The organism is Micromonospora sp. GCM10011541 (assembly GCF_042650725.1).
Classification (GTDB): Bacteria; Actinomycetota; Actinomycetes; order Mycobacteriales; family Micromonosporaceae; genus Micromonospora; species Micromonospora sicca.
This window is the reverse complement of the sequence record NZ_JBHSBP010000026.1, coordinates 158,369-180,555: the sequence shown is the minus strand read 5'-3', so window position 1 is coordinate 180,555 and position 22,187 is coordinate 158,369. Positions and strand designations below refer to the sequence as shown.

Genomic DNA, 22,187 nt, shown 5'->3' with positions numbered 1-22,187 from the left:
CTGAGCATGGTCGCAATCCGGTACGAGGACATCGTCAAGGTCCCGAAGGCGCTGCTGCACGATCACCTGGACGGCGGTCTGCGGCCGGCGACGATCGTCGAGCTGGCCGCCGAGGTCGGCCACGAGCTGCCCACGACCGACCCGGAGGCGCTGGGCCGCTGGTTCGTGGCGGCGGCCAACTCGGGCTCGTTGGAGCGTTACCTGGAGACGTTCGCGCACACCGTGGCGGTGATGCAGACCGCCCCCGCGCTGCGTCGGGTCGCCCGGGAGTGCGCGCTCGACCTGGCCGCCGACGGGGTGGTCTACGCCGAGGTCCGATTCGCGCCGGAGCAGCACCTGGCACAGAACCTGACCCTGGACGAGGTGGTCGAGGCGGTCGTCGCCGGGTTCGTGGAGGGCAGCGCGCAGGCCGCCGAGGCGGGCACCCCGATCCGGGTCGGCACCCTGCTCACCGCGATGCGGCACGCCGCCCGCTCGCAGGAGATCGCCGAGCTGGCCGTCCGGCACCGGGACGCCGGGGTGGTCGGCTTCGACATCGCCGGCGCGGAGGCCGGTTTCCCACCCACCCGGCACCTGGACGCCTTCGAGTACCTCCAGCGGGAGAACTTCCACTTCACCATCCACGCCGGCGAGGCGTTCGGCCTGCCGTCGATCTGGCAGGCGATCCAGTGGTGCGGCGCCGACCGGCTCGGCCACGGGGTGCGGATCGTCGACGACATCGTCGCGGGTCCGGAGCCGGTGCTCGGCCGGCTGGCCGCGTACGTGCGGGACAAGCGCATCCCGCTGGAACTGTGCCCGTCGTCGAACGTGCAGACGGGCGCCGCCCCCTCGATCGTGGAGCATCCGATCGGGCTGCTCCGGGACCTGCGGTTCCGGGTGACGGTCAACACCGACAACCGGCTGATGAGTGGCACGTCGATGTCGCGGGAGATGGCACTGCTGGTGGAGGCCTTCGGCTACGGCTGGAAGGAGCTCCAGTGGTTCACGATCAACGCGATGAAGAGCGCCTTCATCCCGTTCGACGAGCGGCTGAAGATCATCGACGAGGTGATCAAGCCGGCGTACGGGAAGCTGATCGGCTGATCACGGATGCTGGTGCGGGTGGGCGGCGAGCAGGGCGGCCACCCGGTGCAGCACCTCCCGGGCCCGGGCCGCCTCGGCGCCCAGGCCGGTCTGCCGGCGCAGCACCGCCGGCTCGGCGCGGAGCAGGGCCACCCCGCGGCTCAGCAGCACCCGGGGCGCCTTGCGCTGCTCGGACAGGTCGCGGGCGAGCCGGCGGAGGAAGGTCGCCCCGCGCGGCCGGCGCAGCGCGTACGCCCCGGCCAGGAGGCCACGCCGGCGGCACTCCTCGACGATCTCGGCGGCGAAGATCCCTTCGGCGACGAAAAGTGGCGATTCGGCGACATCGAATGGCCGGGTGGCCACCCGTCGGTCCGCGCCGATCGCATAAACCGGCACTTCGGCCTTGCCGTGCCGGGCCAGTCGGGCGATTGTTTCCACCGCCGTCTCGGCGTCCCAGGATCTGGGGGACTCCCAGTCGACCTGTCCGTTGCGACGCGGCAACGTAGGGTCGTCGCCGTCCTTGTAGAAGTCGTCCAAACAGAGGACAGGAAGCCCGGTTCGCTGCGCTATGTACGACTTTCCGGAGCCGGAAGGGCCGGCGAGCAGGACGACACGGTGGCGATGTTCCATTACTTCGCGTAACTCCGTACAGACGGATTGCTAGCAAATTGCATCAACATCTCATCACACCTCCGGCGAGGGACAACCTGGGCTTTCTCTTTGCGGACCGGCGTGATGGAATCTCGGAGGTCCGACCCGCCGGGTCGGTCGCTCGCCGTTGCCCAGGGCAACGTGCGGACGCTGTGATGCGAGGGCGGTGACGTGAGCAAACGGCCAAAGGCGGCGGGCTCCTTCCTGTCGCGTCTGCGCCGGCCGGCCAGCCGGCTCCGCGACATGCCGATCTGGTCCAAGCTCGGTCTGATCATGATCGTGCCGACCATCGCCACGGTCGTGGTCGGCACCACTGGTCTGGTCGACCACCTGCAGACGCTCAACAATGCCAACCGGGCCGGCGACCTCGCCAACCTGATCGGCTACTCGGATGACCTGATCGACAGCCTGCAGGACGAACGGACCTCCGCGGTGCTGTTCGTCAGCTCGACCGAGGTGCAGACCAAGGCCCAGTACCAGGAGGCCTACAACCGGGCCAACTCCCGGGTCGACCAGGCCAAGGCGCCGTACTTGCAGCAGCGGCTGGAGATCGACGGCCTGCCGGCGAACTTCAACTCGCTGCTCGACAACATCGACGGCGGCCTCACCGGCCTACCCGGCACCCGCAGCCAGGTCTCCAACGGCAAGCTCAAGCTCACCGAAGCGTTGCGCTCGTACTCCGGCCTGATCGCCGAGCTGCTCTCGGTTCGGGACTCGGCCACCCAGCTCGCCGGTGACAACGACCTGAGCGACCGGATGCGGGCCGCCACCGCGGTCGCTCGGCAGAAGGAGTACCTGTCTCAGCGCCGTGTCGTGATTCACCAGGTCCTGGTGCAGAAGAAGAGGGAGTACACCCCGAACCTGCGTGAGCAGTTCATCGCGAGCACGGTCGGCGACTCGCAGGCGCTCGAGAGCTTCAAGGCGGTCGCCAACCCGGCCGACTCCGAGTTCTACGACCAGACGGTCTCCGGCTCGGATCTGCGCGAGTCGATTGCCTACCAGCGGTTCATCAGCAGCAACACCAGCGGCAGCTTGGCCGACGCCCAGTTCGGGCCGGACCAGTGGGACGCGGCCATGGTGGAAAACGCCAAGCTGCTCCGTACGGTCGAGCAGAGGCTCGACAGCAACGTGGTCCGCGAGGCCGACAAGCTCCGCTCCGACGTGCAGCGCCAGGTCTTCCTGGAGACCGGCCTGCTGCTCAGCATGCTGCTGCTGGCGATCCTCTTCGCGTACCTGGTCGCCCGCTCGATGGCCCGGTCGCTGCGCGACCTGCGGCAGGGCGCCCTCTCCGTGGCCCAGTACGGCCTGCCGCAGGCGGTGGCCCGGCTGCGCGACCCGCAGGTCACCGGGCAGCTCTCCCCGGTGCAGCTGGCCAACCAGATCGCCGAGCCGCTGCCCGTCCGGAGCAAGGACGAGTTCGGCCAGGTGACCGAGGCGTTCAACGCCGTCCACCTGGAGGCCGTCCGGACCGCCGCCGAGCAGGCCGCGCTGCGCGCCTCCGTCGCGACGATGTTCGTCAACCTGGCCCGCCGTTCGCAGATCCTGGTCGACCGGCTGATCGGTCACCTGGACCGGCTGGAGCGCGGCGAGGAGGATCCGGACCGGCTGGCCGAGCTGTTCCAGCTCGACCACCTCGCCACCCGGATGCGCCGCAACGACGAGAACCTGCTGGTCCTCGCCGGCGCCGACTCGACCCGCGTGCAGCGCGAGCCGGCCGCCCTGATCGACGTGCTCCGCGCCGCCCAGTCCGAGGTCGAGCACTACACCCGGATCGAGTTCGGCGTGATCGACCGGGACATCGAGGTCGCCGCGCACGCGGTCAACGACCTGGTGCACCTGGTCGCCGAGCTGTTCGACAACGCCACCGCCTTCTCCCCGCCGGACTCGCAGGTCATGGTGGAGGCCCGGCGGGTGGGCGACCGCGCCTCCCTGTACGTCGAGGACCGGGGCATCGGCATCAGCGCCGAGCAACTGCGTGACCTCAACGAGCGGCTCGCCACGCCGCCGCAGGTGGACGTGGCCGTCTCCCGGATGATGGGTCTGGTCGTGGTGGCCCGGCTGGCCTCCCGGCACGGCGTTAAGGTCGACCTGCGGCCCGGCGCCGACCGGGGCACCGTCGCCGACGTCACACTGCCCACCTCCGTCCTGGTGCCGCGCGCCCTCTCCGGGCGGGGGCAGCAGCCCCCGGCGCTCCCGGCGGCGACCGGCCCGGCGCCGGCCTTCGGTGGCCCCCAGCAGGTCGGCCCGGCTCCCGCCTTCGGCGCCCTGGCGGCCCTGGGCAACGGCCCGGCCACGCCGCCGGCCCCGCGCCCCGGCGAGTCGGGCAATCAGGTGACCCTCGGTGGTCGCCCGTTCGACCCCGCCACGACCGGCGGGGGGCGCTCGATGCCCGCCTGGTCGGACCTCACCGGTGCCAGCGGGATCAACGGCAGCGACTCGTTCACGCCGCGGACCTCCAACGGCCAGCCGATCGACCCGCTGCCGCAGCGCCGCAACGGCGGCGACGGCGACCCGTCCGGCACCGGCCAGCAGCCGGCGATCCCGCGGCAGCTGCCCAGCAGCCCGGAGACGCGCCCGTACAACCCGCCGCCGGTCTCCGCCCCACCGCTGCCGCCGACCTCCGGCGTCCCGGTGTCGGCGTCGCCGGTGTCCGGTCACCCGGTCTCCGGCCAGCCCGTCTCGAGCCAGCCGTACTCCGGCCACCCGGTGTCGGCCGCGCCCGCCCCGGGTCAGCCGTACTCCGCGCCGCCCGCCCAGGGCCAGCCGTACTCGGCGCCGCCCGCCCAGGGCCAGCCGTACTCCGCGCCGTCCGCGGGTCAGCTGCCGCCGCAGGCTCCGCCGGCCACCGCGCCGAGCGCCGCCGCACCGCCGGCCTGGCCGCCGGTAGCCGCGCCCGACCGGGACGCGGCCACCCCGCCGGTGCCGGAGCGGCTCGCCGCCGCCCTGGACATGACCACCGAGCTGCCCCGGGTGCCGCGCCCGGAGGCCGCTCCGCCGGCCGCCATGCCGCCGGCCGTCAACCGGCCGCCGGCTGCGAACCGGCCGACGACGCCGCAGCAGTCCGCGAACCGCCAGCGGTATGCGGACGAGACGATGGAGCTGCCGATCTTCCGGGAGCTCGAGTCGGCCTGGTTCCGCACTCGCCGGCCCGGGCCGGAGGAGGCGGGCACCGCGCCGGCCGCCCCGGCGAACGGCGCCGCGACCCAGCAGTTCGCCAAGGTCGACGCCGCCGGTCGGGCCGTGCAGCAGACACCACCCGGGACGACAGGTAACGCACCGATGGCACACACTCCGACAGCCGGTGGAGCGCCGCGCGACAACGGGACGGCCACGAACGGTGGGGCCCGCCCCGCTCCCGCCGAGGCGCTGCCGAACCGGCGGCCGCAGCAGCAGCCGCCGGCCGGTGGCTGGCAGACCGCGGCCGACGACGGCTGGCGGGCCGCCTCGGCGGCCACCGAGGTGCCGGTGGCGGAGACCACCCAGAAGGGGCTGCCGAAGCGGAAGCCGATGGCGCAGCTGGTCCCGGGCGGCGTGGAGAAGCCGTCGGCCTCGGTGCAACGCCGCACGCCGGAAGGCGTACGGGGTCTGCTCTCGGCCTACCATCGGGGCGTGCAGCGGGGGCGTAACAACCCGACCGACAGCAACTCGACCGGCCCGGAGGCGACCCCGGGCGGGCAGCAGTCCTCGCAGTCTGGCTCTGGGCCGGTGGCCGGGAGCGGGCAGAAGGAGCAACAAGGATGACAACTACGCAGGATCTCGGATGGCTACTGGCCAACTTCGCCGACCGGGTGCCCGGTGTCGCGCACGCGGTCGCCGTCTCCGCCGACGGCCTGCTCCTCGCGTCGTCTCGTGACCTTCCGCGGGACCGGGCGGACCAACTCGCCGCGATCTCGTCCGGACTGGTCAGCCTGACCCAGGGCGCCGCCCGCTGCTTCGAGGGCGGGGCGGTGCTGCAGACGGTCGTGGAGATGGACAACGGCTTCCTGTTCCTGATGTCCATCTCGGACGGCTCGTCGTTCGCGGTCCTGGCCGCGCGCAGTTGCGACGTCGGGCAGGTCGGGTACGAGATGGCGCTGCTCGTCGACCGGGTGGGCGACGCGTTGACCCCGGCGCCTCGTACTGCTGTCGGGATGATGGGCTGACCGAGCTGACCAGCTGGTCGGCACGGCAGGAACGACACGAGAACAACGACGGGAACCACCGGGCGAGAGCCGGTGACGGGTGCGAAGGAGGTGAGCGGCGACATGGCCGATCGTGACGAACCGACCGGAGCATTGGTCCGTCCATACGCCGTGACCCGCGGTCGTACCCGTCCCCGGCTCGACATCGCGCTGGAGGCGCTCGTCGAGACGACGGTGCGCGGCCGGGCCGCTGCCAGTGGTAATGGCGGCCAGGGTCGTGAGCACCAGTACATCGCCGCGCTGTGTGACGGACGCGTGCAATCGCTTGCCGAGATCGCGGCGCGGATGCAACTTCCGCTCGGCGTGGCCCGGGTGCTCATCGCCGACATGGCGACGGACGGCCTGGTCGCGGTCCACGAGCCGACCATTTTGGACGACTCTGACGACGCGGTGGGCACTGAACTGCTGGAGAGGGTGCTGAGTGGACTTCGCAGGCTCTGACATGTCGCACCGGCCGCCGGCCCCGAGCGGGCGCGTGACGTCGGCGAAGATCGTTATCGCCGGTGGATTCGGCGTCGGCAAGACGACGCTGGTCGGCTCGGTCTCGGAGATCACGCCGCTGACCACCGAGGCGATCATGACCTCCGCCGGCGTGGGCGTCGACGACACCCGGCAGGTGCCGGGCAAGACGACGACCACGGTGGCGATGGACTTCGGTCGTATCTCGATCGACCGGGATCTGATCCTGTACCTGTTCGGTACGCCGGGTCAGACGCGGTTCTGGTTCATGTGGGACGAGCTGGTCCGCGGCGCCATCGGCGCCGTGGTGCTGGTGGACACCCGCCGGCTGGCCGACTGCTTCGCCGCGATCGACTTCTTCGAGCACCGGCGGCTGCCGTACCTGGTGGCCATCAACTGCTTCGACGGCATGCAGTACCACGACCCGCAGGACGTCCGGGACGCGCTGGCCATCTCCAGCGACGTGCCCGTGGTGGCCTGTGACGCCCGGAACCGGGAGTCGACCAAGCACGTGCTGATCTCGCTGGTCGAGTATGTGCTGTCCATGCGTCGCTCGCGGGCGGTCGCGCCCGCCTGACCGGCGTCAGGACGCGCCCGGTGACAGCCTCGGCGGTCACCGGGCGCTTCTCGCTGTCCGCCGGTGGCGGCCCGCCCTTCCTCGATGGGGAGCGGGCCGCGCCGGCGGTCAGGCGTACGGCGTCCAGGTGCCCTGGGTGACCACGTAGACGCCGAGGGAGTCCCGCTCCATGCCCCCGCGCCGGATCGGCGCGAAGGCGTACCCGCCGCAGTTGCAGCGGGTCCGAGCCGTACGGGGCGAAGCCGCTGAAGCTGCCGTGCCGCTGGAGGTAGCGGAAGGTGAAGTCCCGGCGGGTGAGCGCCGCGGTGGTGGTGTTGGTCAGCGTCGAGCGCGGCGAGGACGCCCCGACGGGTCAGCACGGCGGAATCGGTTGCCGGTGTCGCCATTGGAGTCGCCTTCCCGCCCCGGCGACACCCGCCGCCGGCAGTTCCGCCGCTATGCTCCCAGCCGCCTCGACCCCGGCGTCGAACTAGCCGGGTGTGGGCAGGAACACGCAGGTGGCGGGCGGTGGAACCCCGGTCAGGACCGGTAGCCGGCGGAGCGGTACTCGTACTCCCGGTCGTCGTCACGGTCGCCCGTGTCGCGGCTGAAGTCCCAGCCGCCGGCCGACTCCCGGCCGGGGCGGCCGCCCACCGCGAACCCGCCGATCTCCTGGCCGCGCCGCCAGCCGCGGAAGTAACCGGTGGTGTTCTCGGCGAGGCTCGCCGCGTTCCGGATGATCCGCAGTGGACGCTCGTCGCGCAGCGGCGAGCCGGGAACCAGGTTGGCCTGGGGGACCCGCTTCGGCAGGCCCGCCGTCGTCTCGGCGCCCACCGCCGGGCGGGCCGCCTGCTCGGCGGCCTGCCACCCGGTGTCCGCGGTGGTCGACCAGTCCAGATCGGACTCTTCTTCGGTGTGGCCGACGAACCAGGCGGACTTCGCCTGGGCGAAGATGAGCAGGTCGCCGTCGCCCTCGTCGGAGACCGGCGGGGGCCGGTGCTCCTTCGGCGCGGGCCGCCGCTCGAGCGGTTCGGGAAGATCGGGACGGGGACCGGACCGGCCGGCGCGCTCCGCCTCTGCCCGCTCCGCCTCTGCCCGCTCCACCAGCCGCAGCGGCCGGGCGTCCAGCCCGGGGTCGGTCGGCGGGTTCAGGCTGTCCCGCAGCGCCCGGTCGGCCAGCGGCGGTGGCTCGACCAGCCGCAGCATCGGGGGCTCCTGGGGCAGGTCGTCGGCGAGCCAGGGCGGGGTGACCCGGCTCTTGCCCGGGTCCGTCGGCGCGTCGACCTTCCGCGCGTCCCGGTCGCCGTACGAGTAGGCGGCCGGCGCCTCGGCGGGGCCGTCGGCGAGCTCGTCGCCGTTGTTGACCAGCGGCCAGTTGGCCCGGGACCCCGGGGGAGCGGACTCCTGGCCGGGACGGGGCGTGGGCACCGGGACGCTCAGGTCGGTCGCGCTGAAGCCGCCGGTGGGCGGCGCCGGCTCCGGGGTGGTCTTGGGGCGCGGCGGGATGATGGTCCGTTGCCGTTCGGCGCGGGCGCTGTTGATCGCGGCGGTGGTCAGCGTGGGCCGGAACGGCTCGCCGGCTTCGGCCGGGGGAATGTTGCCGCGCTGCGCCGGGGCGATCGGGGTGATGCCGGGCGGCGGCGGGGGCGGCGCGGAGACCGGACGGTTGGTCGGCGCGTCCACCCGGTGCGGCATCGGCGGCACGGGTGCGGGGCGCGCGGGCGGCGCGGAGATCGGCGTACCGCTGGCGGCGGCCGGGGCGACCGGCGACGGGGCGATCGGTGGCGGCGCGACCGGGGCCGGGGCGACCGGCGGCGGGCCGAGCGGACGGGGCGGCAGCGGCGCGGCGCCGCCGGTGCGCGGCTCGGGACGGCTGCGGCGGCCCACCGGCTCGGGCTCCGCGGGCCGGATGGTCCGCAGGCCGGTCGCGGTGGTGCCGGTCAGACCGGCGAGCTCGCCGACCTGCTCGTTCCGACGGGCGGCGGCCCGCCGGCCGGGAACCGGAGCGGGCGTGGTGACCCGGGCGCTGAGGGCGCCGACCAGGGCCTCGCAGGCGGCGTCGCAGGCCCGGACGGAGGCGACCGCCTGCCGCACGGTCTCCGCGACTGCCGAGGTGAGCACCCGGTTGACCGTGGCCCGGCGGGGCGTCTCGGAGATGGCGACCCGCAGGGCGGTGATCGCGTCGTTGATCTGGCCGGCACGCGCGACGCCCTCGGCGACGAGGTGCGCCGCGACGGCGTCCGCGGCGACCGCAACCTCGCGGCCCCGGGCGACCGTGCCGCCGAGCATGCCCGGCTCGGGCAGCGCGTCGAGGACCGCCAGCGAGACCGGCCCGGCCGGGTCCGGGTAGGCCCGCAGCGCGGCCGGGTAGAGCTCCCGCAGCACCTCGCGCAGCGCCACCGCGGCAGAGTGCCGCCCGTTGGCCAGGGCGGCGTGCGCGGCCAGCACCTGCTTGTAGTTGGCCAGGTCGCGGGGGGCCGGCAGGGTGACCGCGGAGAGCGCGCCGGCCTGCAGCGCCCGGGCCAGCCCGACGGCGCGACGCTCGGCCGGCGGGGACTGCATCTCCTCCAGGGAGTCGTCGTCGGCGAAGCGCTCGGCGAAGTCGTCCACCGAGTCGTCGTCCGCGATCGCCAGTGGACGACCGGCCGCGCTGAGCAGCGAGGTGACCGTGTGGTCGTCGCTGTCGGCGGCGATGGCCGCACCGCTCGGCCCGCCCGACCGCTCCACGAGCAGCGCGACCAGCTGGGCGTAGCCCGCCGGGTCGTCGCTGATCTCGCAGACATGCAGCAGACGGCCTGCGTCGTCGACCACAGCGGACGTCAGCGCCGAACCGGTCGAAGCCGGTCGGTCGGCCGGATCCGCCGAGGCCAGACCGCAGTACACGCGCACGAGCGCCACGGCGTCGTCCTCCTCCCGGGACACAGATCGTTACTTCTGCCAGAGACTGATGCTCCCCGTTACGGGTCAGTCGCGCCAGTCCACGACAGCAGAGATCTTGCCGACAATGGTGCGCCAACCCAAACTTGCGGTTTGTGCCCCGATTTTCTTCAGCCGCCGTCGGCCCAGGAAAGCACCGATTCCGCCGTTGACAGACGCCCGCAGCGCCTCGTCCAGGTCGTCCAGGCTGGAGTCCGCGGAGAGCATGTCCAGCACCGCGGGTAGCCGCAGCGCGTACGCAAGGTCACGGGCGACCTCGCCGGCCTCGATCAGGAGCGTGGGGTCCCACGTGTCGTGCCCGCCGCGGAGGTTCTCCACCACCAGGTCGAGCTCGTAGGTGTCCTCGTCCAGCGGGGCGATGTCGGCCGGTTCCACCCGTTCGGACAGTTCAGTCCAGCTGTCCAGTTGGGACAGGTCGTTGGGCGCGCCGGATCGGACGAAGCTGACCAGCGACTCCGGCGTCTTGAACAGCAGCAGCCGGCCGCGGTGGCTGAGGAAGGCGGGCACCTCCTCGTCGCCCGCGGTGTCCTCGTCCTCGTCCTCGTCGGCCTCGGCCTTCTCCTCGGCCGCCTCGGCGGCGCCGCGCCTGCGACCCGCGGGCCGCTCCTCGTCCTCGTCCTCGTCCTCGGACAGGGCGGCGAGCTCCTCGTCGAGGATCACCACCTCCTGGTCCTCGTCCTCGGCCTCGACGACCTGGCGGCGGGCCAGGAAGGGGTCGTCCTCGTCGCGCTCGGCGACGTCGGTCGGGGTCAGCTCCCGCGCCGGCCGGTACGCGCGCAGGGTGAAGCCGGTGCCGGCCGGCAGGGCGATCTCCACCGGGTCGATCCGCAGCTCGTCCCAGAGGGCGCGGTCGGCCGCCGGGCGGTCGTCCTCCGCCTCGTCTGCTGCCGCCGACGCGGTGCTCTCGTCGAGCTCGGGCTCGTCGGCGTCGGGCCGTTGGGGCGACTGGCGGGCCACGCTGACCTCCGTGTGCTTTCGGGTTTGCCCACCCGGCGCACCTTGCGGCCGCCGAGTGACTCTGGGCACATACCCTAGTGGGCGACCCGACGAGGCCGGGACCGCACCCCGGTGGCATCCCGGCGGCGGACAAGTAGCGTTACTACGCATGAAGGCCCAGGCGCTGCACGGACACCTGGACGCGCTGCTGCTGGCGGTCCTGGAGCAGGGCGAACTCCACGGGTACGCGATCATCGAGGCGCTCCGGGCACGCAGCGACGGCACGCTGGACCTGCCTACGGGCACCATCTATCCGGCGCTGCGGCGGCTGGAACGGGCGGGCTACGTCGCCAGCTCGTGGAGCACGGTCAACGGCCGGGAACGACGGACCTACCAGCTCACCGAGGCCGGCGGGCGCGCGCTGGCCAGCGAGCGGGCCGGCTGGCGCGAGTTCAGCGCGACGGTGGGCCGGTTCCTCGGCGCCGACCAACCGCCGACCGCACCCGCCTGAGAGACGGCTCACCGCCCCGTCCGGTGCGAGTTCCCCCGGCGCCGCCCGCTGCACCGGTGGCGGGCAGGCGCCCACCGCGTCACCGGATGGCCAGCAGCCAGGACCGGGCGGCCCGGGCCAGGGCGAACCAGGCCGCGCTCGCCAGCACCGCCCCGACCATCATCGGCGGCCAGGTCAGGGCCGCCTGCCAGAGCCCGATCGACCAGGCGAGCAGGGCGCCGCCGGCGAGCGCGCCGACGCCCAGCGCGCCGGTCAGGCCGAAGCCGACCACCCGCCCCAGACGGGGCAGCCGGGCCGACCCGTACCGCGCGGCGAGGAAGCCCAGCAGCAGCCCGGCCAGCGCCAGCCCGGCGACCGTCCCCCAGATCCCGTTCAGCGAGGCGGACAACAGCTGGTAGCCCTCGGGTGGCGGTCCGCCCCGCCAGTGGGCGCCCCGCCAGGTCAGATCGCCCCCCACCATCAGCGCCACCGCCACCGCCAGCGCCCGCACCGCCAGCCCGCGCAGCGCCCCGGCCGCCAGCTCCGCCTGGTAGCCCGGGGCGAGCTGGGCAGGGCTGCCGAACTCGGCGACCGCGCGCCGCTCGGCCTCCGCCGCCGGCAGGCCGTCCGCCCGGTACGCCTCGGCGGCGTCCAGGAGCGCGTGCCGCGCCTCGGTGAGCAGGTCGGTCTTCAACCGGGCCGGCCCACGCAGGCGCCCGGCCAGTTCCCGCAGGCGCTCCTCCACGAGCACGCCGTCGTACCCCCGCATGGCCTCACCCTGCCACCCCGCCCCACCCGGCGCGTCCGGGGATTTCCCGGAGGCCGCTCAGGGAGTCAGGGCCAGATAGCCGCGTTCCGCCGCCGCCTGGAGCAGCCACTGCTCCCGGTACCAGCCGGGCCGGGCCACCAGTTCGGCGTGCCGGCCACGCTGCACCACCCGGCCGGCGTCGAGCACCACGATCTCGTCCAGCCCCGCCAAGCCGCTGAGCCGGTGGCTGATCAGCAGCACGGAGTGCCCGGCCGGGGTGGCGGCCAGCGCCGAGGCGAGCACCGCGTCGGCCGCGGCCGGGTCGAGGCCCTCGGTGGGCTCGTCCAGCACCAGCACCGCCGGCGCGGCCAGCAGCGCCCGGGCCAGCGCGAGGCGCTGCCGCTGCCCGCCGGAGAGCTGCCCACCCTCCTCGCCGACCACGGTGTCCCAGCCCGCCGGCTGGGCGCGTACCCAGTCGAGCAGGCCGGCCGCCCGGGTCGCGGCGGTCAGCTCCGCCTCGCTCGCTCCGGGGCGGCCGAGCAGCAGGTTCTCCCGTACGGAGGCGTGGAAGACGTACGCCTCGGCGAGGAGTCCGCCGATCGCCCGGGGCAGCTCCTCGGCCGGATACGCGAACACGTCGATCCCGTCCAGGCTGACCCGGCCGGCGTCGGGGCGTACCGCGCCGGTGAGCACCGCCGCGAGGGTGCTCTTGCCGGCCCCGCTCGGCCCGACCACGCCGACCCGACGGCCGGCCGGCAGGTCGAGGCTGACCCGGTCCAGGGCGGGGGCCGCCCCCGTCCGGTACCTGACGGTCACCTCGTCGAATCGCACGTCGTGGCCGGAGGGAGCGGCTTCGGTCCCCGCGCCGGCCGGCGCGCCCGCCCGGGTCCGGCCGGTCGTGCCGGCCGCGCCGACCGCCGGGCTCGGGGCGGTCCCGGTGCCCGTCCCCGGTGTCGGGGCCGCGCCGGTTGCCGGGGCGGGCCCGGTGAGCAGCGCGGCGACCCGCTCCAGGGCGGCGCGGAGCTGGGTGTACTGCCGTGCCGCGCCGACCAGCGCCAGCGCGACCTCCACGGCGGCGAGGGCGCCGACGGCCAGCACCCCGACCAGCACCCCGCCGACGCCGGCGCGGAGCGCGACGACCACCACGGCGGCGGCGGTGAGCCCACCGACCAGCACCCCGGCCGCGTCGACCGCGAAGCCGGCCGCGGCGAGCCGGCGTTCCAGCCGGGCGAGGTGTCGAGCGCGCCGGTCGGCCGCCGCGAGCGCCGCGCCGGTGGCGCCGAACGCGGCCAGGTCGGCGGCCCCGTGGGTCAGGTCGACCGCGTCCACGGCGAGCGCGCCGCGCAGCGGGGCCACCTCGTCGGCGGCCCGCCGGGTGAGCGCCGTGGCGAGCGCGGGCAGCGCCACTCCGGCGACCAGCAGCCCGGCGGCCAGCACCCCGGCCGCGGGGAGCGAGATCAGCGCCGCCCCGCCGACCGCGAGCACGCTCACCAGCCCGGCGGCCGCTCCCGGCACCAGCACCCGCAGCAGCAGGTCCTGTACGGCCTCCACGTCGGACACCAGCCGGCTCAGCGCGTCACCGGAGCGCTGCGACGGGGTGTGCCGGCGGGCGGCGAGGGTGCCGAACACCCGGGCCCGGACGTCGGTGATCATGCGGAGCACGGCGTCGTGCCCGGCGAGCCGTTCGGTGTAGCGGAACACGCCCCGGCTGATGGCGAGGGCCCGGACCGCGACGATGGCCACGGTCAGCCGGTCCAGCGGGGGCCGGCCGGCGGCGCTCATCAGCAGCCAGGTGGCGGTGGCCATCAGGGCCAGTCCGGCGAACTCGGTGGCGGCGGCGAGCAGCCCGGCCCCGACGAGCCGACCCAGGTACGGCCGGGCCAGCCGCAGCACGGTGCGCTCGGCCCGGACGCCGCCGGCCGACCCGGCGGGAACGGCCTCGTCGGTCACCGGTCCGGCGGGAATGGCCTCGTCGGTCACCGGCCCGGCGGGAATGGCCTCGTCGGTCACCGGCCCGGCGGGTGGCGCCTCGTCGGGGGTCGGCTCGGTGGGCAGGGCGCCGGGCGCCAGCTCCGGCGGGACCGCCTCCGCCGGGGTGGGCGGTCCCGGGTCGCGCGCGGCCGGCGTGGCGCCGTCGGCCGAGACGCCACCGGGCACGGCGCGTCCCGGCTGGTCGGGGCGGTCGGGGACGATCGGTCCGGGGCTCATCAGCTCGCCTTCCCGGCCGGTGCCGGGGTCAGCTCGGTGACCCGGCCGTCCTCGACGCGGATGATCCGGTCGGCGTCCGCCAGCAGCGCGGGCCGGTGCGCGACCAGCAGCGCCGTACGACCGGCGACCAGCCGCCGGGTGGCGGCCAGCACCACGGCCTCGCTGGCGGAGTCGAGCCGGGCGGTCGGTTCGTCGAGGAGCACCACCGGGGCGTCCCGGAGGAACGCCCGGGCCAGCGCCACCCGCTGCCGCTGGCCGCTGGAGAGGCCGTGCCCGCGCTCGCCGAGCTCGGTCGACAGCCCGTCGGGCAGGGCGGCGACCACGTCGTCCAGCGCGGCGTCGGTGACCGCCCGGCCGAGCGCGGCGTCGGTGGTGTCCGGGGCGCCGAGGCGGATGTTGTCGGCCAGCGAGGCGGCGAAGAGGTGTGCCCGCTGCGGCACCCAGGCCACCTGGCGGCGCCAGGCGTCGAGGTCGGTGTGGGCGAGGTCGACCCCGTCGACCGTCACCCGGCCGGCGGTCGGGGTGACGAAGCCGAGCAGCAGGCCGAGCAGGGTGCTCTTGCCGGCGCCGCTCGGGCCGATGACCGCGATCCGGTCACCGGGACGGACGGTCAGCGTGACGTCCCGCAGCGCGGTGGTCCGCTCGTACTCGACGGTCACGCCCTCGAAGCGGATCTCGCCGGCTCCGGCGGGCGTCCGGGCCGGCGCGGCGGCGGCCGGTGCGGCGGCGGCCGGTGCGGCGGCGGCCGGTGCGGCGGCGGCCGGCGCGGCGGCGGCCGGTGCGGCGGAGACGGTCAGCGCCTCGTCCAGCGCGGTGAGCCCCTCCATGCTGGCGTGGAACCGGCTGCCCGCCGCCCGCAGCGGCAGGTACGCCTCCGGGGTGAGCAGCAGCACCAGCAGCGCGGTGGAGAGGGTGATCCCGCCGCCGAGCAGCCGGATGCCCACCGGCACGGCGACCAGCGCCACCGAGAGGGTGGCGACCAGCTCCAGCACGAGCGCGGAGAGGAAGGCGATCCGCAGCGTCCGCACGGTGGCCTGCCGGTGCCCGTCGGCCATCCGACGGACCACGTCGACCTGGGCCCCGGCCCGGCCGAACGCGCGCAGTGTGGGCAGCCCGGCGACCATGTCGAGGAAGTGCCCGCCGAGGCGGGAGAGCCGCCGCCACTGCCGCTCGGTGGCGGCCTGCGCCTGCCAGCCGAGCAGCGCCCCGAAGACCGGGATGAGCGGGATGGTCAATGCGATGATCAGTGCCGAGCTCCAGTCGGCGACCGCGATCCGGGCCAGCACGGCGAGCGGCACGGTGACGCTGAGCACGAGCTGGGGGAGGTAGCCGGTGAAGTAGGCGTCCAGCGCGTCGAGGCCGCGCCCGGCGAGGGTGGCCAGTTGCCCGGCCCGCTGCCCGGCGACCCAGCCCGGGCCGTGCCGGCCGACGGCACGGAGCAGGTCCGCCCGCAGCGCCGCCTTCACCGTCGCCGCCGCCCGCGCCGCCACCGTGCCCTGGGCCCAGTTGACCAGCGCCCGAGCGGCGACCGCCGCCGCGAAGCCGGCCAGCGCCGGCCGGTGCAGCCGCCCGTCGACCGCCGTCGCCAGCAACGTGGCCAGCGCGGTGGCCTGCGCGACCACCAGCAGTGCGGTGAGCCCGCCGAGGACCGCGAGCACGGCGAGGTCGCGCCGGGCCGCGGGGACCCGACGCAGCAGACGCGGGTCGAACGGGCGGCGGTTCACCAGTACACCGGTGCCCTGCCGTCGGTCCGTCCCCGGAACACCCACCAACACATCGCCTGAAAGCCTAGTAGGGCCGGCAGGAGCGGCAGCGTGAGCCAGCCCAGCAGCCGTAAGGTGGGGCCGCTCGCCGCGGCGTCGGCCACGGTCAGCCCGGCCCCCGGCTCGACCGTGGAGACCAGCGCCCAGGGCCAGAGCGCCGCCCCGACGAGCAGCACCGGCAGCGCCAGCGCCGCGCTGGTGGCGGCGAAGGCCAGCCCGGGCCGCCGCCAGCGGAGCGCCGTCCGGGCCGCCAGCAGCGCCGCCACCAGCGCCAACGGCAGCAGTACGGCCGCCGCCGGCTGCACCACCGCGGCGCGTACCCGGTCGGAGAGCAGGCCGAGGACGGTGGCCGCGCCGACCGTGGCGAACGCCACCGGGATCAGCCGGCGGGCCAGCCGGGCGACCGGCGCGACCTCGGTGGCCGGCAGCCGGAGCGTGAGGAACGTCGCACCCTGCGCCGCGACCAGGGTCAGCATGGCCAGCGCGGCGGCGGCCACGAACGGGGTGAAGACGTGCGTCATGCCGGCGACGTGGCCGTCGGCCCGCAGCGGTACGCCCTGCAGCAGCCCGGCGAGCAGCGCGCCCCAGCCCAGCGCGGCGAGCGCGCTGCCGGTGACGACCACCCGGTCCCAGCCGGCGCGGGCCCGCTCGCCGGCCGGTCTGCTGCGCAGCTGCACCCCGGCGGTCACCAGGACCACCCCGGCCAGCGCGCCGAGCACGGCCGGGTAGAGCCTGGAGAGCAGCTCGCCCTCCAGGGTGGGGAAGGCGCCGAAGAGGATGCCGACGGCGGCGACCAGCCAGACCTCGTTGCCGAGGAAGAACGGGCCGACCGCGTTGAGCGCGGCCCGCCGGGTGGCCGGGGCGGTGCGCCGGGCGAGCAGCAGCCCGACGCCGTAGTCGTAGCCGCCGAGGACGAGGTAGGTGGCGAAGAAGAGGCCGAGCAGGGCGTACCAGGCGAGTTCCACGGCGGGCTCCCTCAGGCGAACACGGGTTCGGGGTGGGTGTCGGCGTCGGGCGCGGGTGGGCGACCGAGGGCGGGGTCGGCCGCGCCGCGGGCGGCGTGCCGGGCGAGCAGCACCCAGTTGGTGACGGCCAGGGTGCCGAGCAGCAGGCTGAAGCCGATCAGCGAGGTGAGCATCGTTCCGGCGCCGACCGGGGAGACCGCCTGGCCGGTCGGCAGCAGGCCGTACGCGACCCAGGGTTGGCGGCCCACCTCCCGGGCGATCCAGCCGAGGAGCACCGCGACGAACGGGAGCGGCAGGGCGAGCAGCACCAGCCAGAGCGGGAAGCGCAGCCGGATGATCCAGTCCCGGAAGAGCAGGGGCACCAGCAGCGTGCCGAGGAAGAGCGTGAAGCCGATCAGGATCATGAAGCCGAGCCCGACGCTGGAGAGCGCCGGCGGGGTGTAGTCGCCCGGGCCGAACCGTGCCGTCCACTCGGCGACCAGCGCGTCCCGCTCCGGGCCACCGCCGAACTTCGTCGGCTGCACCCGCCCGACCGGGCCGAACTGGGCGAAGCCGAAGCCGATCAGGAAGACCACGGAGATCGCCGTGGTGAGCACGCCGAGCCGCAGCGACGTGCGGAACAGGGCGAAGTCCGGCGTACGCCGGATCAGGTGCCAGGCGCTGACGGCGGCCATCAGCACGCCGCCGGTGACCAGCCCGGCCGAGACCACGTGGCCGAAGGCGAAGCCGAGGGTGGGGTTGGTGAGCAGCGCCCCGAAGTCGGTCAGGTGGGCGATCCCGTCGCGGACCTCGTACCCGACGGGGTGCTGGAGCCAGGAGTTGGCCACCATGATCCAGAACGCGGAGGCGTACGCGGTCAGCGCCACCCCCCACAGCAGCGCCAGGTGTACGCCCCGGCGCAGCCGGTGCCAGCCGAAGATCCACATGCCGAGGAAGGTGGACTCCAGGAAGAACGCCACCAGGGTCTCGATGGCGAGCGGCGCGCCGAAGACGTTGCCGACGTAGCGGGACAGCCCGCTCCAGTTCAGCCCGAACTGGAACTCCATCACGATGCCGGTGGCGATGCCGAGCACGTAGTTGATCACGTAGAGCTGGCCCCAGAAGCGGGTCAGTCGCTCGTAGATCGGTTTGCCGGTGAGGTAGCCGGCGGTCTGGAGCCCGACCAGCAGGGTGACCAGGCCCAGCGTGACCACCACGAAGAGGAAGTGGATCGAGGTGGTGGTGGCGAACTGCAGGCGCGCGAGGAGCAGGGTGTTCATTCTCGATCTCCCCCGAGTTGGCTCGCTTGTCGTAGGGAGCCTACACGTAGATTATCTACCTATCACTACTACGGTATGTAGTACGAGAATGTACGACAGTCCGTAGTAGTGCCGTGCACGGGGTGCCGTGCGGGCCGGCGGTGGTTCGCCGGGCCGGGGTCAGCTCAGGAAGAGGGAGATCGGCAGGGCGACCAGGGCCGTCGCCACGGCCAGCGCGGCCGCGCCGAGCAGCCGGGGCGGGCGGTCCGCGACCAGCAGCCGCTGCACCCGTACGTCGAGGTCGCGGTCGCCCATGCCGAGCGCGCCGGCCGGGGTGACCCGGTGGCCGGCCGCGGCGAACCGGCGCAGCGCCCCGGCCAGGGGCTCCTCGGCGTGCAGCTCGCGGGCCTTGTCGTCGGCGCGCATCTCGACCAGCAGGGCCACCCGCTCGTGCGCGTCGCGTACCCAGCCGAACCAGGGCAGCGCCCGGCAGAGCGCGGTGAACGGCAGCAGCACCAGGTCGTGCCGCTCCTGCGCGTGCGCCCGCTCGTGGGTCAGCACCGCCTCGAGCTCGGCCCGGTCCAGCAGGCTCAGCGTCCCGGCGCTGACCACCACCCGCGGCTTCACCCCGGGGAGGCAGTACGCGGCGGCGCTCGGGTGGTCGAGCACCAGCGCGCCCGGCACCGTGGGGTCCCGCCGGGCGACCAGGGTGAGCAGGTCCCGGTGCCGACGCTGCGCGCGTACCGCGCCGTGGACGCTGCGGACGGTCGTGGTGAGCAGCACCGCGCCGATGCCGAAGCCCACCCCGACCAGGCCCAGGTGGGCCGCGCCCAGCCCGGCGGGCAGGGTGCCGTGGGAGAGGTCGGTGGCGAGGGCGACCAGCGCGCTGCCGGTCGGCCGGCCGTACGCGGCCAGGCCGACCGCCATCGGCAGGCCCATCGCGGACAGCCCGAGCGCCAGCCCGACCGACTGCCAGCAGAGGATCGCCACCCGGGGGGCACGCCAGGTCCAGGTCGCCGCGGCGAGGACCTGCGCGGTCAGCCAGCAGGCCAGGACGGTCGCGGCGAAGTGCAGGGCGTACGCCACGGCGGCCGCCCTACCGGTCCGTCGCCTCGTCGGCGGCCCTCGCCCGGCCGGCCCGCGGGTCCTCGACCCGGTCGGTCAGCCCGGCCTCGGCGCCCAGCGCCGCGCGGAGCACCTCGGCCTCGGTGCCGGTGACCGAGCGGGCGAAGCGCACCAGCGCGGCGTCCCGGCTGCCGCCGAGGTCCAGCGCGTCGAGCATGAGCTGGGCGATGTGCGCCTCGCGGCTGGCGGCGGCCCGGTAGCGCCAGGCCCGCCCCTCCCGCTCGCGCTGCACCATGCCCTTGCCGGCGAGCCGGTCGAGCACCGTCATCACCGTCGTGTACGCCAGCTCACGCCCGTCCAGCGCATCCGCGACCTCCCGCACGGTCACCCCGTCGGACGTGCCGGGCACCGAATCCCACAACACGTCCATCACCGCACGCTCAAGATCGCCCAACCGAGTCACGCCGCAATCCTACCCCCCGTAGTAGAGCGTGCGGGAAGGGCTGTGGCCCGAGGCACCGCTGGCCGGTGACCCGACGTCGGGCACCGGCCAGCAAGATCGAACAACCGGGCGGACCCGGCACAGCGAGGGTTTCGGGGGGAGCCCGCCCGCGGAGGGATCAAGCCTGACCGCCCGGAGCGGGCGGGCTCCCCCCGAAACCCCGGCCGGGACCGACCATCACACCCCCTTCGGGTGCCAGACCGTCTTCGTCTCCAGCAGCGTGGTCATCCGGGCGATCCCCGGGTCGGCGAACCAGTCGTGGTCGACCGGGGCCGGCCGGAGCACCCGCTTGAGGTTCTGCGCCGCCTTGACCTCCAGGTCGGCCGCGAGTTCGGCGTCGGCCACCCCGGTCAGGTCGATGGCGTTGACGTCCATGTGCCCGGCCAGCGTCGGCACGGTCTCCGACAGGCGGCCGGTGAGGATGTTGACCACGCCGCCGGGCAGGTCGGAGGTGGCCAGCACCTCGGCCAGGGTCACCGCCGCGAGCGGCTGCGCCGGCGAGGCCGCCACCACCACGGTGTTGCCGGTGACGATGGCCGGGGCGATCACGCTGACCAGGCCGAGCAGCGCCGGCGCCTCGGGGGCCACCACGGCCACCACGCCGGTCGGCTCGGGCGCCGACAGGTTGAAGTACGGCCCGGCGACCGGGTTCGCGCCGCCGTACACCTGGGCGAGCTTGTCGGACCAGCCGGCGTACCAGACCCAGCGGTCGATCGCCGCGTCGACCTCGTCGGCCGGCACGCCGAGGGCGACGAACTGCTCGCGGCGGCCCTCCAGCATCTCGGCGACCCGGTAGAGGATCTGACCCCGGTTGTACGCGGTCGCCCCGGCCCAGCCCTTCACGGCGGCGCGGGCGGCGACCACGGCGTCCCGCGCGTCCTTGCGGGAGGAGAGGGCGACGTTGGCGTCCTGCACGATGTACGACCGTCCCGACTCGCTGCGGGGGAACTTCCCGCCGATGAAGAGCTTGTACGTCTTGCGTACCGCGACCCGCTCAGACATTGAGGTAGCCCTCCAGCCCGTGCCGGCCGCCCTCGCGACCGTAGCCCGACTCCTTGTAGCCGCCGAACGGCGAGGTGGGGTCGAACTTGTTGAACGTGTTGGCCCAGACGACGCCGGCGCGGAGCCGGTCGGCCGTCCAGAGGATCCGGGAGCCCTTGTCGGTCCAGATCCCGGCCGACAGCCCGTACGGCGTGTTGTTGGCCTTCTCGACGGCCTCGGCCGGGGTCCGGAAGGTCAGCACGGACAGCACCGGGCCGAAGATCTCCTCGCGGGCGATCCGGTGCGCCTGGGTGACCCCGGTGAAGATGGTCGGCGCGAACCAGAAGCCCCGGTCGGGCAGCTCGCACGGCGGCGACCAGCGCTCGGCGCCCTCGGCGGAGCCGGCGTCGGAGAGCTCCTTGATCCGCGCCAGCTGGGCGGCCGAGTTGATCGCGCCGATGTCGGTGTTCTTGTCCAGCGGGTCGCCGACCCGCAGCTGGGCCATCCGCCGCTTGAGCGACTCCAGCACCCGGTCGGCCACGTTCTCCTGGATCAGCAGTCGGGAGCCCGCGCAGCAGACGTGCCCCTGGTTGAAGAAGATGCCGTTGACGATCCCCTCGACCGCCTGGTCGATCGGGGCGTCGTCGAAGACGATGTTGGCCGCCTTGCCGCCCAGTTCCAGGGTGAGCTTCTTGCGGGTGCCGGCGACGGAGCGGGCGATGGCCCGGCCGACCTCGGTGGAGCCGGTGAAGGCGACCTTGTCCACGCCCGGGTGCTCGACCAGCGCCCGGCCGGTGTCGCCGGCGCCGGTGACGATGTTGACCACGCCGGCCGGCAGGTCGGCCTGCTGGCAGATCTCGGCGAAGAGCAGCGCGGTCAGCGGCGTGGTCTCGGCCGGCTTCAGCACCACCGTGTTGCCGGCGGCCAGCGCCGGGGCGATCTTCCAGGCCAGCATCAGCAGCGGGAAGTTCCACGGGATGACCTGGGCGGCCACGCCGAGCGGCCGCGGGTTCGCGCCGAAGCCGGCGTGCTCCAGCTTGTCAGCCCAGCCGGCGTAGTAGAAGAAGTGCGCGGCGACCAGCGGCACGTCGACGTCGCGGGACTCCTTGATCGGCTTGCCGTTGTCCAACGACTCCAGCACGGCCAGCTCGCGGGAGCGCTCCTGAATGATCCGGGCGATCCGGTACAGGTACTTCGCCCGGTCGCGGCCCGGCATCGGACCCCAGACCTTGTCGTACGCCGTCCGGGCGGCGCGGACCGCGCGGTCCACGTCCTGCCCGCCGGCCTCGGCGACCTCGGCGAGGACCTCCTCGGAGGCCGGGTTGATCGACTTGAAGCTGCCGCCGTCGGTCGGGTCGACGAACTTCCCGTCGATGAACAGCCCGTACGAGGGCTTGATATCCACCACCGAGCGGGACTCGGGGGCGGGCGCGTATTCGAACATC

17 protein-coding genes and 2 pseudogenes are annotated in these 22,187 nt (G+C 74.5%); 6 read left to right on the top strand and 13 right to left on the bottom strand.

Features of this window, described 5'->3' with window-relative positions; genetic code table 11:
• The first annotated feature begins 6 nt into the window (after positions 1–6).
• Positions 7–1,083, top strand: a complete 1,077-nt coding sequence (locus ACFOYX_RS11585; protein ID WP_109804781.1) for an adenosine deaminase — start codon at positions 7–9, stop codon at positions 1,081–1,083.
• On the opposite strand, the gene ACFOYX_RS11580 is transcribed toward ACFOYX_RS11585, so the two are convergent.
• Positions 1,084–1,599 (bottom strand): ATP-binding protein, encoded by a 516-nt coding sequence (locus ACFOYX_RS11580; RefSeq protein ID WP_322439658.1) that lies wholly within the window; start codon positions 1,597–1,599, stop codon positions 1,084–1,086. It abuts the gene before it with no gap.
• 285 nt (positions 1,600–1,884) lie between these two features.
• On the opposite strand from ACFOYX_RS11580, the gene ACFOYX_RS11575 reads away from it, so the two are divergent.
• From ACFOYX_RS11575 to ACFOYX_RS11560, 4 genes are all read left to right on the top strand, one after another.
• On the top strand, positions 1,885–5,454 hold the full coding sequence (locus ACFOYX_RS11575) for a nitrate- and nitrite sensing domain-containing protein (RefSeq protein WP_322439657.1): 3,570 nt from the start codon (positions 1,885–1,887) through the stop codon (positions 5,452–5,454).
• The gene (locus ACFOYX_RS11570; RefSeq protein ID WP_109804784.1) at positions 5,451–5,855 is read left to right on the top strand and encodes a roadblock/LC7 domain-containing protein; all 405 of its coding nucleotides are present in this window, start codon (positions 5,451–5,453) and stop codon (positions 5,853–5,855) included. Before ACFOYX_RS11575 ends, ACFOYX_RS11570 begins: the two co-directional genes overlap by 4 nt.
• 102 nt (positions 5,856–5,957) lie before the next feature.
• Positions 5,958–6,335, top strand: a complete 378-nt coding sequence (locus tag ACFOYX_RS11565) for a DUF742 domain-containing protein (protein WP_088973509.1) — start codon at positions 5,958–5,960, stop codon at positions 6,333–6,335.
• A gap of 1 nt (position 6,336) precedes the next feature.
• Positions 6,337–6,930, top strand: a complete 594-nt coding sequence (locus tag ACFOYX_RS11560) for an ATP/GTP-binding protein (protein WP_109804785.1) — start codon at positions 6,337–6,339, stop codon at positions 6,928–6,930.
• Between the two features lie 519 nt (positions 6,931–7,449).
• Here the strand turns inward: ACFOYX_RS11560 and ACFOYX_RS11555 are convergent.
• The 3 genes and pseudogenes from ACFOYX_RS11555 to ACFOYX_RS11545 all read right to left on the bottom strand — a co-directional run.
• Positions 7,450–8,790 (bottom strand): annotated as a pseudogene (locus ACFOYX_RS11555) (transposase); the annotation flags it as partial.
• Positions 8,791–8,882: 92 nt separating this feature from the next.
• Positions 8,883–9,831 (bottom strand): annotated as a pseudogene (locus tag ACFOYX_RS11550) (transposase); the annotation flags it as partial.
• A gap of 42 nt (positions 9,832–9,873) precedes the next feature.
• A complete protein-coding gene (locus ACFOYX_RS11545; protein ID WP_322439655.1) occupies positions 9,874–10,803 on the bottom strand; it encodes a DNA primase in 930 nt (309 codons plus the stop codon).
• 148 nt (positions 10,804–10,951) lie between these two features.
• Between ACFOYX_RS11545 and ACFOYX_RS11540 the strand changes: the two genes are divergently transcribed.
• Positions 10,952–11,293: a helix-turn-helix transcriptional regulator gene (locus ACFOYX_RS11540; protein ID WP_322439654.1), complete on the top strand. Its 342-nt coding sequence runs from the start codon at positions 10,952–10,954 to the stop codon at positions 11,291–11,293.
• Positions 11,294–11,372: 79 nt separating this feature from the next.
• Here the strand turns inward: ACFOYX_RS11540 and ACFOYX_RS11535 are convergent, their stop codons facing one another.
• The 9 genes from ACFOYX_RS11535 to ACFOYX_RS11495 form a co-directional block, all read right to left on the bottom strand.
• Complete coding sequence (locus ACFOYX_RS11535; RefSeq protein ID WP_322439653.1) at positions 11,373–12,041, bottom strand: permease prefix domain 1-containing protein; 669 nt, start codon at positions 12,039–12,041, stop codon at positions 11,373–11,375.
• 57 nt (positions 12,042–12,098) lie between these two features.
• Positions 12,099–14,228 (bottom strand): thiol reductant ABC exporter subunit CydC, encoded by a 2,130-nt coding sequence (cydC, locus tag ACFOYX_RS11530; protein WP_322439652.1) that lies wholly within the window; start codon positions 14,226–14,228, stop codon positions 12,099–12,101.
• Positions 14,228–15,952, bottom strand: coding sequence for a thiol reductant ABC exporter subunit CydD (gene cydD / locus ACFOYX_RS11525; protein WP_322439651.1), 1,725 nt, complete (start codon positions 15,950–15,952; stop codon positions 14,228–14,230). Before cydD ends, cydC begins: the two co-directional genes overlap by 1 nt.
• On the bottom strand, positions 15,949–16,956 hold the full coding sequence (locus ACFOYX_RS11520; RefSeq protein ID WP_322439650.1) for a cytochrome d ubiquinol oxidase subunit II: 1,008 nt from the start codon (positions 16,954–16,956) through the stop codon (positions 15,949–15,951). The genes cydD and ACFOYX_RS11520 overlap by 4 nt, the downstream gene beginning before the upstream one ends.
• Positions 16,957–16,967: 11 nt before the next feature.
• Positions 16,968–18,215 carry a cytochrome ubiquinol oxidase subunit I gene (locus ACFOYX_RS11515; protein ID WP_322439649.1) on the bottom strand — a complete coding sequence of 416 codons (1,248 nt, stop codon included), beginning with the start codon at positions 18,213–18,215 and terminating at the stop codon, positions 16,968–16,970.
• A 159-nt stretch (positions 18,216–18,374) separates the two neighbouring features.
• A complete protein-coding gene (locus ACFOYX_RS11510) occupies positions 18,375–19,280 on the bottom strand; it encodes a M56 family metallopeptidase (RefSeq protein ID WP_322439648.1) in 906 nt (301 codons plus the stop codon).
• A gap of 10 nt (positions 19,281–19,290) precedes the next feature.
• On the bottom strand, positions 19,291–19,722 hold the full coding sequence (locus ACFOYX_RS11505) for a BlaI/MecI/CopY family transcriptional regulator (RefSeq protein WP_109804227.1): 432 nt from the start codon (positions 19,720–19,722) through the stop codon (positions 19,291–19,293).
• A 216-nt stretch (positions 19,723–19,938) separates the two neighbouring features.
• Positions 19,939–20,763 carry an aldehyde dehydrogenase family protein gene (locus ACFOYX_RS11500; protein WP_109804228.1) on the bottom strand — a complete coding sequence of 275 codons (825 nt, stop codon included), beginning with the start codon at positions 20,761–20,763 and terminating at the stop codon, positions 19,939–19,941.
• The gene (locus ACFOYX_RS11495; RefSeq protein ID WP_322439647.1) at positions 20,756–22,186 is read right to left on the bottom strand and encodes an aldehyde dehydrogenase family protein; all 1,431 of its coding nucleotides are present in this window, start codon (positions 22,184–22,186) and stop codon (positions 20,756–20,758) included. Before ACFOYX_RS11495 ends, ACFOYX_RS11500 begins: the two co-directional genes overlap by 8 nt.
• Between the last annotated feature and the right edge of the window lies 1 nt (position 22,187).

Excerpts from the sequence above, each read along its gene's own strand:
- ACFOYX_RS11585 (WP_109804781.1), top strand. The coding sequence starts at position 7 with ATGGTCGCAATCCGGTACGAGGACATCGTCAAGGTCCCGAAGGCGCTG.
- ACFOYX_RS11570 (WP_109804784.1), top strand. The coding sequence starts at position 5,451 with ATGACAACTACGCAGGATCTCGGATGGCTACTGGCCAACTTCGCCGAC.
- ACFOYX_RS11565 (WP_088973509.1), top strand. The coding sequence starts at position 5,958 with ATGGCCGATCGTGACGAACCGACCGGAGCATTGGTCCGTCCATACGCC.
- ACFOYX_RS11560 (WP_109804785.1), top strand. The coding sequence starts at position 6,337 with ATGTCGCACCGGCCGCCGGCCCCGAGCGGGCGCGTGACGTCGGCGAAG.
- ACFOYX_RS11540 (WP_322439654.1), top strand. The coding sequence starts at position 10,952 with ATGAAGGCCCAGGCGCTGCACGGACACCTGGACGCGCTGCTGCTGGCG.
- ACFOYX_RS11535 (WP_322439653.1), bottom strand. The coding sequence starts at position 12,041 with ATGCGGGGGTACGACGGCGTGCTCGTGGAGGAGCGCCTGCGGGAACTG.
- cydC (WP_322439652.1), bottom strand. The coding sequence starts at position 14,228 with ATGAGCCCCGGACCGATCGTCCCCGACCGCCCCGACCAGCCGGGACGC.
- ACFOYX_RS11515 (WP_322439649.1), bottom strand. The coding sequence starts at position 18,215 with ATGAACACCCTGCTCCTCGCGCGCCTGCAGTTCGCCACCACCACCTCG.
- ACFOYX_RS11500 (WP_109804228.1), bottom strand. The coding sequence starts at position 20,763 with ATGTCTGAGCGGGTCGCGGTACGCAAGACGTACAAGCTCTTCATCGGC.
- ACFOYX_RS11495 (WP_322439647.1), bottom strand. The coding sequence starts at position 22,186 with ATGTTCGAATACGCGCCCGCCCCCGAGTCCCGCTCGGTGGTGGATATC.